At 68.0% G+C, this 13,697-nt stretch carries 16 protein-coding genes; 7 read left to right on the forward strand and 9 right to left on the reverse strand.

Annotated features, from left to right (window positions below; genetic code table 11):
- Positions 1-34 precede the first annotated feature (34 nt).
- From AC1DSC_RS18185 to AC1DSC_RS18195, 3 genes are all read left to right on the forward strand, one after another.
- The gene (locus tag AC1DSC_RS18185) at positions 35-982 is read left to right on the forward strand and encodes a LysR family transcriptional regulator (protein WP_038106945.1); all 948 of its coding nucleotides are present in this window, start codon (positions 35-37) and stop codon (positions 980-982) included.
- 193 nt (positions 983-1,175) lie between these two features.
- Positions 1,176-3,011: a CocE/NonD family hydrolase gene (locus tag AC1DSC_RS18190; RefSeq protein ID WP_018904124.1), complete on the forward strand. Its 1,836-nt coding sequence runs from the start codon at positions 1,176-1,178 to the stop codon at positions 3,009-3,011.
- A gap of 50 nt (positions 3,012-3,061) precedes the next feature.
- On the forward strand, positions 3,062-4,054 hold the full coding sequence (locus AC1DSC_RS18195; RefSeq protein ID WP_478131841.1) for a Bug family tripartite tricarboxylate transporter substrate binding protein: 993 nt from the start codon (positions 3,062-3,064) through the stop codon (positions 4,052-4,054).
- A 31-nt stretch (positions 4,055-4,085) separates the two neighbouring features.
- On the opposite strand, the gene AC1DSC_RS18200 is transcribed toward AC1DSC_RS18195, so the two are convergent.
- Genes AC1DSC_RS18200 through AC1DSC_RS18210 form a run of 3 tightly spaced genes read right to left on the reverse strand, consistent with a single transcriptional unit; the run spans position 4,086 to position 6,711 of the window.
- A complete protein-coding gene (locus tag AC1DSC_RS18200) occupies positions 4,086-5,018 on the reverse strand; it encodes a LysR family transcriptional regulator (RefSeq protein WP_038106943.1) in 933 nt (310 codons plus the stop codon).
- Between the two features lie 2 nt (positions 5,019-5,020).
- Positions 5,021-5,977: a nucleotidyl transferase AbiEii/AbiGii toxin family protein gene (locus tag AC1DSC_RS18205; RefSeq protein WP_018904121.1), complete on the reverse strand. Its 957-nt coding sequence runs from the start codon at positions 5,975-5,977 to the stop codon at positions 5,021-5,023.
- A complete protein-coding gene (locus tag AC1DSC_RS18210) occupies positions 5,974-6,711 on the reverse strand; it encodes a type IV toxin-antitoxin system AbiEi family antitoxin domain-containing protein (RefSeq protein ID WP_018904120.1) in 738 nt (245 codons plus the stop codon). The genes AC1DSC_RS18205 and AC1DSC_RS18210 overlap by 4 nt, the downstream gene beginning before the upstream one ends.
- Before the next feature lie 137 nt (positions 6,712-6,848).
- On the opposite strand from AC1DSC_RS18210, the gene AC1DSC_RS18215 reads away from it, so the two are divergent.
- A complete protein-coding gene (locus AC1DSC_RS18215; RefSeq protein WP_369664605.1) occupies positions 6,849-7,868 on the forward strand; it encodes an alpha/beta fold hydrolase in 1,020 nt (339 codons plus the stop codon).
- Between the two features lie 28 nt (positions 7,869-7,896).
- On the opposite strand, the gene AC1DSC_RS18220 is transcribed toward AC1DSC_RS18215, so the two are convergent.
- Positions 7,897-8,676 (reverse strand): AraC family transcriptional regulator, encoded by a 780-nt coding sequence (locus AC1DSC_RS18220; protein ID WP_369664606.1) that lies wholly within the window; start codon positions 8,674-8,676, stop codon positions 7,897-7,899.
- Positions 8,677-8,759: 83 nt separating this feature from the next.
- Between AC1DSC_RS18220 and AC1DSC_RS18225 the strand changes: the two genes are divergently transcribed.
- Both AC1DSC_RS18225 and AC1DSC_RS18230 read left to right on the forward strand, forming a co-directional pair.
- A complete protein-coding gene (locus tag AC1DSC_RS18225) occupies positions 8,760-9,305 on the forward strand; it encodes a peroxiredoxin-like family protein (protein ID WP_015866358.1) in 546 nt (181 codons plus the stop codon).
- 35 nt (positions 9,306-9,340) lie between these two features.
- Positions 9,341-10,711: a chloride channel protein gene (locus AC1DSC_RS18230; protein ID WP_369664607.1), complete on the forward strand. Its 1,371-nt coding sequence runs from the start codon at positions 9,341-9,343 to the stop codon at positions 10,709-10,711.
- On the opposite strand, the gene AC1DSC_RS18235 is transcribed toward AC1DSC_RS18230, so the two are convergent.
- The 3 genes from AC1DSC_RS18235 to AC1DSC_RS18245 are packed head-to-tail and all read right to left on the reverse strand — an operon-like array spanning position 10,677 to position 11,482.
- On the reverse strand, positions 10,677-11,129 hold the full coding sequence (locus AC1DSC_RS18235) for a DUF1772 domain-containing protein (RefSeq protein ID WP_369664608.1): 453 nt from the start codon (positions 11,127-11,129) through the stop codon (positions 10,677-10,679). The two genes, AC1DSC_RS18230 and AC1DSC_RS18235, sit on opposite strands and share 35 nt — an antisense overlap.
- A 15-nt stretch (positions 11,130-11,144) precedes the next feature.
- Entirely contained in the window at positions 11,145-11,345 is a 201-nt protein-coding gene (locus AC1DSC_RS18240; RefSeq protein WP_018904115.1) for a hypothetical protein, read from the reverse strand.
- On the reverse strand, positions 11,342-11,482 hold the full coding sequence (locus tag AC1DSC_RS18245; protein ID WP_018904114.1) for an Hsp20/alpha crystallin family protein: 141 nt from the start codon (positions 11,480-11,482) through the stop codon (positions 11,342-11,344). Before AC1DSC_RS18245 ends, AC1DSC_RS18240 begins: the two co-directional genes overlap by 4 nt.
- A gap of 220 nt (positions 11,483-11,702) precedes the next feature.
- On the opposite strand from AC1DSC_RS18245, the gene AC1DSC_RS18250 reads away from it, so the two are divergent.
- The gene (locus tag AC1DSC_RS18250) at positions 11,703-12,197 is read left to right on the forward strand and encodes a BON domain-containing protein (RefSeq protein WP_018906991.1); all 495 of its coding nucleotides are present in this window, start codon (positions 11,703-11,705) and stop codon (positions 12,195-12,197) included.
- Between the two features lie 6 nt (positions 12,198-12,203).
- On the opposite strand, the gene AC1DSC_RS18255 is transcribed toward AC1DSC_RS18250, so the two are convergent.
- Both AC1DSC_RS18255 and AC1DSC_RS18260 read right to left on the reverse strand, forming a co-directional pair.
- The gene (locus tag AC1DSC_RS18255) at positions 12,204-12,761 is read right to left on the reverse strand and encodes a type 1 glutamine amidotransferase domain-containing protein (RefSeq protein ID WP_018906990.1); all 558 of its coding nucleotides are present in this window, start codon (positions 12,759-12,761) and stop codon (positions 12,204-12,206) included.
- A gap of 316 nt (positions 12,762-13,077) precedes the next feature.
- Positions 13,078-13,497 (reverse strand): CBS domain-containing protein, encoded by a 420-nt coding sequence (locus AC1DSC_RS18260; protein WP_015866352.1) that lies wholly within the window; start codon positions 13,495-13,497, stop codon positions 13,078-13,080.
- Positions 13,498-13,697 lie beyond the last annotated feature (200 nt).

Consider the following 13,697-nt stretch of genomic DNA (forward strand, 5'->3'; position numbering starts at 1 on the left):
CCGCTCCCGGCACCGATACTGATCAATTCTCACGATGGTTGATTCGAGTTCTTTATCAACGAGGTTCACCCTCCACCAGCTGGAAGCTTTCGTGTGGACCGCGCGTCTCGGCACGGTGCATGCAGCGGCGCGCCACCTGCATCTCACCCAGCCGGCGATCTCGCACCGCATCCGCGACCTGGAGGAGGAACTGGGTATCCAGCTGTTCGAACGCCAGAGCCAGCGCCTGCTGGTGACAGAGCTGGGACGCAACGTGCTGGTCTATGCGGAGCGCGTGCTGGCGTCGGCGCAGGACATGGCGCGGCTCGATCTGCGGCGCACCATCACCGGCCTGGTGCGCATGGGAGTGGACGAGTCCTGCGCGATCATCGGGATGCCGCAGATCCTCAAGGACATCAAGGACTGTTATCCGGCGCTTCGCGTGGACCTGACGGTGGGCGGAGGCGCCCAGCTGCTTCAGAAGATCAACAACCACGAACTGGACATGGCGCTGCACACGGGGCAAAGCAGCCAGCCCGACGTGACAAGCCAGTTCATCGGACTGACCGAACACCAGTGGGTGGCGGCCCACGACCTGATGATGCCCGACGAAGACTTTTTGCCGGCCCACGCCTTGAACCACCGCATCGTCTGCAATGCGCCGCCGTCGACCCTGCATGAATCGGCATCGCGCTGGCTGGCCTCGGACGGCTATTCGTTCGAGGAGTACAGCAGTTGCAACTCGCTCTCGCTCATGGTGGCGTTGGTCGCCTCCGGCCATGCGATTGCCATGCTGCCAGCATCGATCACGCGCCGGCAGGTCGCCGAAAAATCCCTGCAAATTTTGCGCGCCAAGCCGGCGGTGCCGAACGTGCCCTACTACTTTTCGTACCTGGCGCACCACCGCAGCGACACGACGGCGCGCATCCTGGACATCGTGCTGCGCAGCCTGCAGGACGCCGGGTTCTTCCAGGCCGACGGAGCGTCCCGGGACAGCGGCTGAGAAAGCCTTGAGAACGACTGTCGGGTTCTGATGTGTCGGCAGGTTGCTCGGCCGCGGTGGAGCATCGCCTCCTTCCATAGGCTCAACCTATGGATCAATCGGGATTTCGCATTTTTCAACGCGGGCTCGCATTCCCAGAATGGCGGAACGGTGGCAACACCATCCCTCTGTCTTCAGGAAAAGTACCCCGCTCATGTCGGACCGCGATAGCACGCCAGGCGCCTGGCACCTGCCGCCCAGCGCCTACCTCGCCGGGCGCAAGCCCGCCTTCGGCCTGCCCGGGCGGCCGGAGTCGCTCTACGTCACGATGCGCGACGGCTGCCGCATTGCGCTCGACTACTACCTGCCCCAGGCGAGCAACGGCGCGCAGCCGCCCGCCCGCCTGCCCACCATCGTCATCTTCACGCCCTACTACCGGCGCTTCGTGACCACCGACCCCACGGTGGAGGCCAGCCCCAACTGCGGCCGCTACCGCGACTTCTTCGTGCCGCATGGCTACGCGGTGGTGGTGGTGGACGTGCGGGGCACCGGCGCGAGTTTTGGCACGCGCGACGCATTGCGCTCGCCGAAGGAGCGCGACGACTACCACGAGATCGCCGAGTGGATCGTGCAGCAGCCCTGGAGCGACGGGCGCATCGGCTCGACCGGCATTTCGTACCTGGGCGCGGCGGCGGTGTTCCTCGCAAGCACGCGGCACCCCGCCGTCAAGGCCATCGCACCGCTGTTCGCCGTGACCGACATCTACACCGACCAGCTCTACGTGGGCGGCGTGCTCTCGACCATCTGGACCGGCCGCTACGACGAACTGATGGTCGCGCTCGACCAGGACGACCGCCCGGCCCTTGCCAAGTTCGCGTACTACGGCAACCCGCTGTTCGCGGGGCCGCAGCCGGTGGACGCCGATGCCGATGGCCGGCTGCTGGCCCAGGCGCTGCACCAGCACCGCAGCAACTGCCGGCTGAACGACATGGCGCGCGAGCTTCCGTTCCGGCACGACGCAACGCTGCACGACCCCGCATTGACGCTGGACGTGTGCAGCCCCGGCCACTACGCGCGCCAGATTCCCGAGGACGTGGCGATCTACTCCGTCTCGGGCTGGTACGACGGTGCCGGCTACAGCAACTCGGCGATCACGCGCTTCCTGACGCTGCCCAGGCACCAGCACCGCCTGCTGCTCGGCCCCTGGGACCATGGTGCGCGCAGCAACGTCTCGCCCTGGCGCGAGCAGACCGGCTCGGACTTTCCGCTGCTGGCCGAAGTGCTGCGCTTCTTCGACCATCACCTGCGCGGCATCGATACCGGGCTCGACAGGGAGCAGCCGGTGCACTACTTCACCATCCACGACGAGAAGTGGCAGGCCGCCGATGCATGGCCGCCAGTCGCGGGAACCTGCCGCGTCCATCCCGATGCGAACGGCGTGCTGGCGCTGCACGCACCCGCCCCGGGCCGCGACAGCTACCAGGTCGACTTCTCCGTCTCGACCGGCCGCCAGACGCGGCTGGAACGGCTGGGTGCCGTCGGCATCGAGCACTACTACCCCGACTGGACCGAGCGCCAGGCGCGATACCTGCACTACACCAGCGCACCGCTGGCTGCATCCGCCGAATTGACGGGCCATGTGAGCGCGAGCCTGCTGCTCGCATCGTCGGAGACCGACGCGGCCGTCTACGTCTATCTGAGCGAAGTGCTGGCCGACGGCAGCTGCCGCTACGTCACCGAAGGCCTGCTGCGGGCCTTGCACCGCGAAGGCCTGTCGCATTCGCCGGACTACGTGGCGAGCTGGCCCGTGAACACCTGCGACCGTGCCTCGGCCCGGCTGCTGGTGCCCCACGAGCCCGCGCGCCTGAACTTCGCGCTGCTGCCGGTCTCGTGGACTTTTGCGGCGGGCAGCCGCATACGGCTGTCGATCGGCGGCAGCGACGAAGGCCACGGCCCGCAGGTGCCGCACGGGCGGCCGCCGCGCCTGGAGATCCTTCGCGGCGCCGACGCCAGCTGGTTCGATCTTCCGCTGCGCGGCGCGCTGCGCTAAGCACTTCGCTCTCCCGTTCTTCCTTCAACATGCCAAGAGAGAGGCACGCCATGCCCCCCGTCACCCGTCGCTCGTTCGTTTCCATGCTGGCACTGGCCGGCACGCCGCTCCTATCCGTGCCTCTCGCGGCGCAGGCCCAATCGCCCTGGCCCGTACGGCCGGTCAAGCTCGTGGTGCCGCAGGGCGCGGGTTCGGGATCGGACGTGATCGCGCGCCTGCTCAGCGACCGGCTCGCCCAGCAGCTGGGCCAGGCGGTGGTGGTGGAGAACAATCCGGCGGCCAACGGCCTCGTGGCCCTGGGCGCCGTGGCCAAGGCGCCCGCCGACGGCTACACGCTGGTGCTCGCGGGCGTGTCGCAGATCGCCTTCAACCCAGCCCTGTACAAGAGCCTGCCCTACGATCCGCTGAAGGACTTCACCTTTCTTGCGCCCGTGGCCGATACGCCCTTCGTGCTGGTGACGAGCAACAAGAGCGGCATCAAGACCTTCGCGCAGTTTCTCGAGCAGGCGAAGACGAAGAACGGCGAACTGACCTTCGGCAGCGCCGGCATCGGCAACTCCACCCACATCGCGATGGAACTGATCGCCGCGACCGCGGGCGTCAAGCTGATGCACGTGCCCTACAAGGGCTCGGCCGCGGCGCTCACGGGCGTGCTGGCGGGCGAGGTCGACGCCATGGTGAGCGTCGTCGGCCCGGCGCTGCCGCAGGTGCAGTCGGGCAAGGTGCAGGCGGTGGCGGTGCTCGGCGCCAGCCGCGTGCCGCAGTGGCCCCAGGTGCCGACGGTGAAGGAGGCGGGACTGAACGTGCCGCCGATGCCCGGCTGGTACGCGATTGCCGGCCCGGCGCGCCTGGATCCGAAGGTCGTTGCCACCTTCAACGCCGCGCTGCAGAAGGTGATGGCGGATCCGGCCGTCAAGGCCCGGCTGGCCGACCTCTCGCTGCCGGCCATGAGCGGCGGCGAAGCGGATATCCGCCGCCGCGCGATCGATGACCAGGCTTTCTGGAGTGCCTTCATCACCAGGAACAACATCCGCGTGGAATGAGCATGAGGTGCTCGCGAAGGAGCGCACCGCCCTAGCCTGCGTCGCTGAACCGCCGCACGCCCTTCCAGCGCTTGCTTGCGATCTCCTCGTCGATCACTTGCAGCAGCAGTTCGCGCACGCATTGCACGGCGGGACTGTGCGCCGCCGGGGCCGACAGGCTCAGCGACAGCTCGCGCAGCAGCGGCCGTCCCTTGATGGGAACGCCGCGCACGCGGCCATGCTGCTGCGCCAGCGCAAAGGCCGCGGTCGGCAGCACCGTGGCACCGAGCCCGCGCTCGACGGCCAGGATCAGGATTTCCACTGCGCTGGTTTCGGCCACCAGGCGGAATTTCAGTTGGCGATCGCGCAGCAGCCGCTCGGTGGCCACGCGCACCGAATTCGGATGCGTGGGCAGCAGCAGCGGCAGCTTGGCAAAGGCCTCGATGCCGAAGGCGCGCGGTGCTTTTTGCGACGAGGCCACCACCACGAACAGTTCTTCCTCCAGGATCGGCTCGATGCGCAGGCGCGAATCGGCCCGGGCATCCATCGTGACCGCCAGCGCCAGCCGGTCGGCCGCCACCTGCCCCGTCAAGTCCCCGCTGGAGGCCTCCACCATTTCCAGTTCGATCAGCGGATAGCGCTCCTGCAGCCGCGCCAGCAGCGGCGCGGCCAGGATGCGCGAGGTGCTGGTCGGGAACCCGATGGCCACCCGGCCCGAAGGCGATTCGCTCTCCTGCCGGATGGCCGAGCGGGTGTCTTCGAACTGCCGCAGGATCGTCTTCGCATGGCGATAGAGCAGCTCGCCGATGGCCGTGGCCCGCGTGCCGTGAACACTGCGTTCCAGCAAGGTGACGCCGAGCTCCGACTCCAGATTGGCCATGTGCTGGCTCAAGGAAGGCTGGGCGATGAAAAGCGCCTCCGCCGCGGTCGTGATGTTCTTGAGCTCGACGACCTTGACGAAATAGCGCAGCTGACGGATGTCCATGCTCATTCCTTCCTTGAAGACAGCGGGACACTCGCACTCGAAGCCACGGTGGCCAGCCGAGCGGTCAGCGTCTCGGCCTGTTCGGCAAACTTCTTCGGGTTTGTCTTTTGCAGCTGCGCCAGGTTGTGGAGCTTCCATCGCACGCCCGGGAGATCTTCCAGATGCCCGATGCCTGGCAGCGCGCACTCGGGTGCGCCGGCGACCAGCGATCGCAGGAAGCGCCGCTCATCGTCGTCGAGCCCCTGCTGGATCTCACGCGTGAGGCGCTCCCGGGCCGCGAGCAGTGCGTCGAGCGGCACCGGCTCGGCCGTCATGCCCTGGAAGTTGTGCTCGAAGTCGTGCCGGATGTCGCGCAGCGGCGGAAACAGCACTTCGTGCACCGGCCGGTTGCTGCTGGCCAGGTAGACCACGAAGGCGCGGCGGATGCCGGGTGTGATGCCTTCATGCGCAAAGAGCTGCATCACGTCGAACAGGTCGCGCGGATGCTGGCGGTCCAGCGTCGCCACCAGCTTGCCGCCGTACACGTCCTCCAGCGACACCACCGGAATCTCCAGGTCAGCCATCAAGATGTCACGCGCGGCCGGCGTGAGCGCGGCTCGGCGCACCGGCCGCACGGTGCCCCGCATCACGAAGTTGACTTCGATCTTCACCTGAACCGAGCCGCGGCGCACCAGCAGCTTGGTTTCGCCTGCCAGCGCTGCCGGGGCGTGCGTCTGGAAGCCTCGCCTCTTCAAGCGCTCAGACGCTTGGCGAATAGCTTCGTTGAAGCGCGCCAGCGCCGCGTCGCGCGGCAGCGTGTGATCGGGGAATACCAGATCCAGGTCCACCGACAGGCGCGGCATGTCGCGCACGAACAGATTGATCGCGGTGCCACCCTTCAGGGCGAAGGTGTCGTCCGCAAAGACGAGCGGCGCCACCTGTATCAACAGGCGCGCGGTCTCCAGATAGGCGGGGTTCATGGCTTGAGCACCAACAGGCCGTCGGCCGAACGGGACACCCAGGGCCGGCCGCTGCCCGTTGGCAGCGTGGCTGGATCGAGCTTGGCCGCCCAGGGCACAGAGGCCTCGCGGCCGAGCTGCAGGCACAACCGTACGGTCTTGACGCTCGTGCACCGCCGCAGCAGCTCGCCCAGCACATTGGCGCGCAGGCTGTAGGTGCTCTCCACAAGTTCGCGGGCTTCCTGCAGCGGCTGGCGTACGCCTACCTCGCTCAGCAACTCCAACAAGGCGCGCTCCGGTTCAGCCACCTGCGCCGCCCCGTCGCGCTTCTCGAAAGGGCCGGCGTGCAGCAAGGCGCCCGGTTGTTCGTCGAACAGCCGCTTGCGGTGGTACTCGGCCGGAAAGCGCCCAGTGAACCAGTCCGGCAGGTGCCCCGCCGCCCAACCATAAAGCTGAAGTACTGGCTGCTGCGCCACATACTGGCGCACGCCGTACCAGTCCAGCGCCGACTTGCCGCCCACGTGCAAGCCCGCCAGCTGTCGCTGCAGCAGAAGGAGGCTCGGATGCAGGGCCAGGGTGTCGTTGGGACGACAGAACACGCCGCGTGTCAGACGCGTGAGCCAGCCGGCGCGCACATAGTGCACGGCCAGGTCCGCGGAGATCCCCAGGGCCGCCAAGTCTTCTGAGGTCAGTGGAATTCCAGGGACCAGGCGGGTATAGAGCGCGTTTAGTTTGCTCTTTCCAATCGTAGCCATACTGCGATTCAAGCACTTTTTTCAAGTAATGGCAAACTTGAAATATCTGTCCAGATCGTAGTCTGCCTACGATATAGGTAACTTATATAAAATCAACCCATGGCGCGAGCGGCGTCTTCATGCCATAAAGCCGCACAGTGAGAACTTCAAGACACAGCACGCTGCGCGCCGGCCTTGCCGCGGTTGCGGCGCTCGCCGTGCTGGCGGCTCTGGCCGGCATTGCCTACGAGCAGATCGGTCGTTACCGCGCGGTACGAGACTTCCCGGCGCCCGGGAAGATGGTCGACGTCGGCGCCGGACGCCGCATCCAGCTCGACTGCCGCGGCACCGGCTCGCCCACCGTGGTGTTCGAAGCGGGCCTGAGCGTGGACGGATCGCTGAGCTGGTCGGCCGTGCAGCCGAAGGTCGCGGCGCACACGCGCACATGCGCCTACAGCCGTGCGGGGCTGATGTGGAGCGATCCTTCGAACACGCCGCCGGGCGCAGCGCAGGCGGTGCACGACCTGCATGCCGTGCTGGCCAAGTCGGGCGAACGCGGCCCCTTCGTGCTGGCCGGCCAATCGCTGGGCGGGCTCTACGCGCTGGGCTTCACGCATCGCTTCGGCGCCGAGGTCGCGGGGCTGGTGCTGGTCGATCCGTCGCATCCGGAGCAGGTCGAGCGCGTGGCGCATTTCATGACCGAATCGCGCTCGATGCGCTCGCGCATCGGCATTGCGCTGGCACCGTTCGGCGTGCTGCGCGCGGCCGCGCCGGTGCTGCTGCCGGAGAGCCCGCACCACAGCGCACAGGACATGCAGGCGGTCCGCGCCTTCGCGCCCAAGTCGCTGCGCACGCAGCTCGCCGAAAGCGATGCGGTCGACGCCTCGCTGGCCGAAGCCATGGACTTCCAGCACCTGGGCGATCGTCCGCTGGTGGTGCTGACCGCAATGGCGCCATACACCGCCGCGGAACTGCGCGGAATGAAGCTCACGCCCGAGCAGGGCCGGCAGGTCCAGGCCATCTGGCAGCACATGCACGGGGAAATGGCGGCGTGGTCCTCGCGCGGCAGGCAGCTGCTGGTGGCGGGCGCCGGGCACGACATCCAGTTCGACGAGCCGCAGGCGGTGGTGGACGCCGTGCTGTCGGTGGTCGACGCCGTGCGTGCGCAGCGCCGCTGACGGCATCGCGGCAACGGGCGCGTTCGCCTCACCACATCTTCGGCTGGCCGACCCGCGCCGGTTTCAGGGCCGCGGGTGCGTGGCCGTACGCTTTTGAAAAGGCTCTGGAGAAAGCCTCGGCGCTGCCGAACCCGGTGCGGCGGGCCGCGAGCTTGACCGGGTCGCCGGCCATCAGATAGCGGCGCGCCAGCGTCAGGCGCCATGCGCCAAGGTAGGCCATGGGCGTGGTGCCGACGATCGTGCGGAAGGTCGACATGAAGGTGCTCCTGGACATGGCCGACCGGCTCGCCAGGTCGTCGACGGTCCACTGCCGCGACGGCATGTCGTGGATCGACACCACGGCCCGGTGCAGCGAAGGATGCGCGAGCGCGGCGAACAGGCCCGGCTTCTGCGTGCCCGCATCGATCGCGCTCCGGAGCGCCATCAGCACCAGCACCTCGGCGAGCCGGTTCAGCGCCGCGCTGCGGCCGCAGCGGCTCCCCGCCGCTTCCGCCATGAAGGCTGCGGCGGTGGCCTGCAGCGACGGCGAGCCGTCCAGCGGCACCGAGACCTCCTCGGGCATCGCGCTCATCAGCGGATTGGCCTCGTTGTCGAAATCGACGCTGGCCGCGATGCGCGCATCGGGCGGCAGTTCGGAAAAGCCGCCGGGCCGGAAGACCACCCGGCCTGCGCTGCCGTCTTCCGGGCCCGCGAGCAGCAGGGCCGGCGTGCCGGGCTCGCCCGGTGCAAGCACCGCCACGCGCAGCTTGAACACCTCGACGAAGGCGGCGAGCCGGTCCATCTTGGGTGGATTCGGACTTTGAGTCATGAAAGTCGGACGTTTCATGGCGCCGAGCATGAGATCTTTGGGCCTTGTTTGCAACCCTCCGCTTTATTCAAGGAGCAACCCCCATGCTGATTCCACGCCAACAAGCCCCGGACCTGAGCGTCGACACCCTCGGCGCCGGCCGCTTCCGGCTGATCGACGAAAAGCCCGAGCGCATGACGCTGGTGTGCTTCTACCGTGGGCTGCATTGCCCGATCTGCGCCAGCTACCTGAAGGAACTCGAGCGGCTGACGCCGGCCTTCGCTGAGCGCGGCGTGGCCACCATCGCGATCAGTTCCGACGATGAGGCGCGTGCCCGCGCCATGGCCGACAAGATCGGCGCGGCCAAGCTGCGCATCGGCCATGGCCTGTCGCTCGCGGACGCCGGGAAGTGGGGCCTGTACATCTCGGCGAGCCGGGGCAAGACCTCCATCGGCATCGACGAGCCGGCGCTGTTTTCCGAGCCCGGCCTGTTCCTCATCAGGCCCGACAACACGGTCTACTACCTGTCCGTGCAATCGATGCCCTTCGTGCGGCCCAACTTCGCCGAGATGGTGCAGGCGCTGGACTTCGTCATCAAGAACGACTACCCGGCGCGCGGCGAGCAACTGCTGGAGCAGCCGGCGGCCTGAGGCGGCACGAAGGTTGCGTAAACTGGCCCGCACCCATGAACCGCGAGCCAGACTTCCTCGAACATCTGCGGGCCGAACTCTCGAGCGGCCGCACCTGGCTCGACCGCGCCATCGTGCTGGGCTATGCGATTGCGGCCGGGCTCTTCGTGGTGGGCTTCACGCTTGCGAGCGATTGGGTGTTCGGCGCGTTCCAGCGCTTCCACCGCGCGTGGCCCTGGGCCGTGCTGCTGACCACGCCGCTGCTCACCGCCGCCATCGCGTGGTTCACGCTGCGCTTCTTCCCGGGCGCTGGAGGCTCGGGCATTCCGCAGATCAAGGCGGCGCTGCACGCCACGCTGCCGGAGGAACGGCGCTTCAGCTTCGCATCGCTGCGCCTCACGGTCGCCAAGATCGGGCTCGGCGCGGCGGGCTTCGCGGCGGGGCTTTCGATCGGGCGCGAAGGGCCTTCGGTGCAGGTGGCGGCCGGGGTGATGCAGCATGCGCGGCGCTGGCTGTCGCCGCGCACCACCATCGACGGGCGCGCGCTGCTGGTGGCCGGCGGCGCGGCGGGCATCGCGGCCGCCTTCAATGCGCCGCTCGCGGGCGTGGTGTTCGCGATCGAGGAGCTCTCGGGCCGCCTGGAGGCGCGTTCCAGCGGCCTGATCATCACCGCCATCGTGCTGGCGGGCCTGGTGGCCGTCTCGGTGTTCGGCAACAGCAGCTATTTCGGCGTGATCCGCGTGCCGCGGCTCGGGTGGGATGCGCTCGGGCCGGGCCTCTTGGTCACCTTGCTCAGCGGCGCGGCGGGCGGCCTGTTCGCGCGCCTGCTGATCGCCTCGCTCACGGGCGCGCCGGGGCGCCTCAACCGCTGGCGCGCGCGCTTTCCGGTGCGCTTCGCGGCTGCCTGCGGCCTGGCCGTGGCCATCATCGGGCTCGTCACCGGCGGTGTCACCTTCGGCGCCGGGTCGGAGGCCGTGAAGCAGATGCTGCAGGGGCATGACGAACTCACGCCGCTCAACACCGTGCTCAAGTTCGTCGCCACCTGGCTCACGGCCTGGAGCGGCGTGCCGGGCGGCATCTTCGCGCCTTCGCTGTCCATCGGCGCGGGCATCGGCGACGCGGTGGCCGCGCTGGCCAGCCGCGATCTCGGCCCTGCGCTGATCGCGATGGGCATGGCCGGCTTCCTGGCTGCGGTCACGCAGGCGCCGCTCACCGCCTTCATCATCGTGATGGAAATGGTCGATGGCCATTCGATGGTGCTGAGCCTGATGGCGGCTGCCATGCTGTCCAGCCTGGTCTCGCGCATGATCAGCCGGCCGCTGTACGACACGCTGGCCGAGCACATGGTGTGGCGCGCCGTGGGCTCGATGCTGCCCACGGATGCCGCGGCAGTCACGCCCGCCGCCAGGACAACGCCGACGCCGTGACCAGGCAGAGCGCGAGGAACACGATGGCCGCGTTCACCGCATGCGAGTACTCCCAGTGGCGCCGCAGGATCTCCCAGTTGGCCGGGACGCTGGTCCAGTTGTGCGTGGCCTGGTTGCCCGGCAAGGTCCATGCCACGAAGATCGCGAACATTGCCGCGATGCAGGCCGCGGCACCGAGCGCGAGCCAGAACGGCAGGGGCTGCGAGCGGACGACGACCGCAAGGGCGATGTTCACCACCAGCGCCGCCACCCACAGCGAGCCGAGCACGGCCCAGCCGCGGTAGATGCCCTGCACCAGAAAATACTCCGGCTGGCCGAGGCCGATCTTGTTCGGGAGCGCCGCCAGGTGGGCGCCCGAGGGAATCAGCGCGAGAGCGCCGATCGCAATGGCCAGGAACTGAACGATCCTCGTGCCCATGGCAAGCCCGTCGAGCTAGGCGGCCGACTGCACGAACGGCCTGGCCTTCTCCAGGAAGACCTGGTGCCTCGCGTCGAGCTCTTCGATGTCTCGTTGCAGTTCGGCCTTGTCGTACGGCTCGCCGGCGGCAATGGCCGTCATCCAGCGGTCGAACTTGTCGCGCTCCGCGCGCCAGGCATCGTATGCAGTGCGGAGCTCGTCCCATTGAATGGTCATGCGAAGGCCTGCTCGATCTTCAGCACGCCGTCCTCCAGCCTGGCGACGGCGGTCTTGTCGTCCACCTCGCTGCCGAGCGTGAAGCCGCTATTCGTTCCATGCGGGTCAGGGCATTCATGATGATGATCTCCCGTCAAGTGTGGTGGCGAAACACGTCGCCTCCGCGCAGGCACGGCGACGCTCCAAGCCTATGTTCGGCCGTTGGCAAACCCCTGCCGCGTGCGAAGGAATTCGGGCGCGCCGCAACGACAGTTGCCGCGGCTGCCATCCATCGACGATGTCCGACAGACGGCCCTTGCGGCCCGCGCAAAGTAGTGAAAAGTCGTCCATCCACACACTAGGAACAGGAGCACCACCATGCGCGATTTCGTTTCCTTCGCAGCCGGCGTGGCTGCAGGCACTGTGGCCATGTACTACCTCGATCACCAGAGCGGCCCGCGGCGCCGGGCGCTCGCGCGCGACAAGGCCATTGCGGCCGGGCATGAGGCCGCGGACATGGCCGAATCCGCAGGCAAGAGAGCGGCGGACCACCTGAAGGGATACATGGCCACCGGCCGGCTCGATCGCACCGGAGGCGGCGAACCCGAGACCGACTCCCAACTGCACGAGCGCATCCGCGCACGGCTCGGACGGGTCGTGAGCCATCCGAGGTCGATCGAGGTGGAAGTCGACCGGGGCAGCGTCCACCTGCGGGGCCACATCCTGACCCGGGAGCTGGACGACCTGCTCTACGAGCTGAAGCAGATGCGGGGCGTGCAGGCGGTGACCAACGAACTCAGCTGCCACGACACGGCCGAGGGAATCTCCGAGTTGCAGGGCCGCACCGAGCCCGCCGGGCGCCCGCTGCATTGAGCCGTCTCAGGCGTGGGCCCGCGCATCCGCGAACAGCCGGACCATCTCGCGGTCGAAGGCCGGCAGGTCCTGCGGCTTGCGGCTGGTGATGAGGTTGCCGTCGACCACCACTTCGCGGTCCACCCACTTGGCGCCGGCATTCGTGAGGTCGCTGCGCAGCGAGGGCCACGAGGTCATCGTGCGGCCGCGCACCGCGTCGGCCTCGATCAGCGTCCACGGTCCGTGGCAGATCGCGGCCACCGGCTTGCCGGCCTTGAAGAAATCGCGCACGAAGGCGATGGCCTCCTCGTTGATGCGCAGCACATCGGGGTTCATGACTCCGCCGGGCAGCACGAGCGCATCGAACTCGTGCGCGGCGGCCTGCGGCAGCGGTATGTCGACGTTGAATTCATCGGCTGGCTTGTGGTGCTTCCAGCCGCGCACGGTGTTGTCCTTCGGCGAGACGATCTTGGTGGCGGCGCCGGCCGCATCGAGCGCCTTGCGCGGCTCCGTCATCTCGGCTTGCTCGAAGCCGTCGGCCACGAGAATGGCGACCTTGGCGCCATCGAGTTGGGTCTTGCTCATTGGGGAAATCCTTTCGGCCGTGTTTGCAAGAGAGAGAAAGAGAAAGAAAGGCAGCGGCCGGCCGCTGCGCTTCAAAGGGGGACGTGGTGCGCCTTTCATGCCATGCGCCTTGCCCACGAGCCACGCTCATTGGCGTTTGCGCCGGCCTGTCCGGCCCCGTTCTCGTCGTGCTCGCTCGATTCCACATGAGCACCGTCGGAGCCCCGGAGGGGCGCACCACATCCAACTCCAGACTGCGCCGCCGCATCGCCCACTTCTGTCAGAGGGATGCGGAAGCGCTGTAGGAAATCGCCAACCTCGGCGCGGGCGCCAGTGCTCAGGCGGGCTCCGAGATCTCGCACAGCGCTTCGGCCGCGGGTTCGGACTCGGTTTCCCTGACTGCAAGGTCGCCCAGCGCCACGATGCCCACCAGGCGCTTGTCGCGGCTGACGATCGGCAGCCGGCGGATCTGGTACTCGCCCATGATCGCGACAGCGCGTTCGACCGGTTCGTCCTCATAGGCCCAGCGGATCCGGTCGGACATCACCTCGCGCACCTTGGTGTCGGCGCCGCGGCCTTCGGCCACCGCGCGCACGGCAATGTCGCGGTCCGAGATGGAGCCGATCATCCGGTCGTTCGCGCCGACCGGCATCATGCCGAAGTCGCCGTCGCGCATCTGCCGCGCGGCCTCTGCAATGCTCGCATCGGGACTGATGACTTGCACGTCCCGGCTCATCACATCCTTGATCGTGTGCATGAGAAATCTCCTCTTCGGTTGAAAGGCCACGCGGCGGGTCCGGCCGAGGCGGCCGGCGCCGGGGCCTCGTGAACACTTTGCGAAAAATTGCCGCCTCCCCTCTGTAGGACTCGGCGCCCCACGCGCGTGATCGCCTGCATCGTCGAAGGCCTACATCGACGAGGTCGCGGCGCCCTACACCCGCGGCGCGCCAGCGGCCT

This window comes from Variovorax sp. 01N425 (assembly GCF_056399465.1).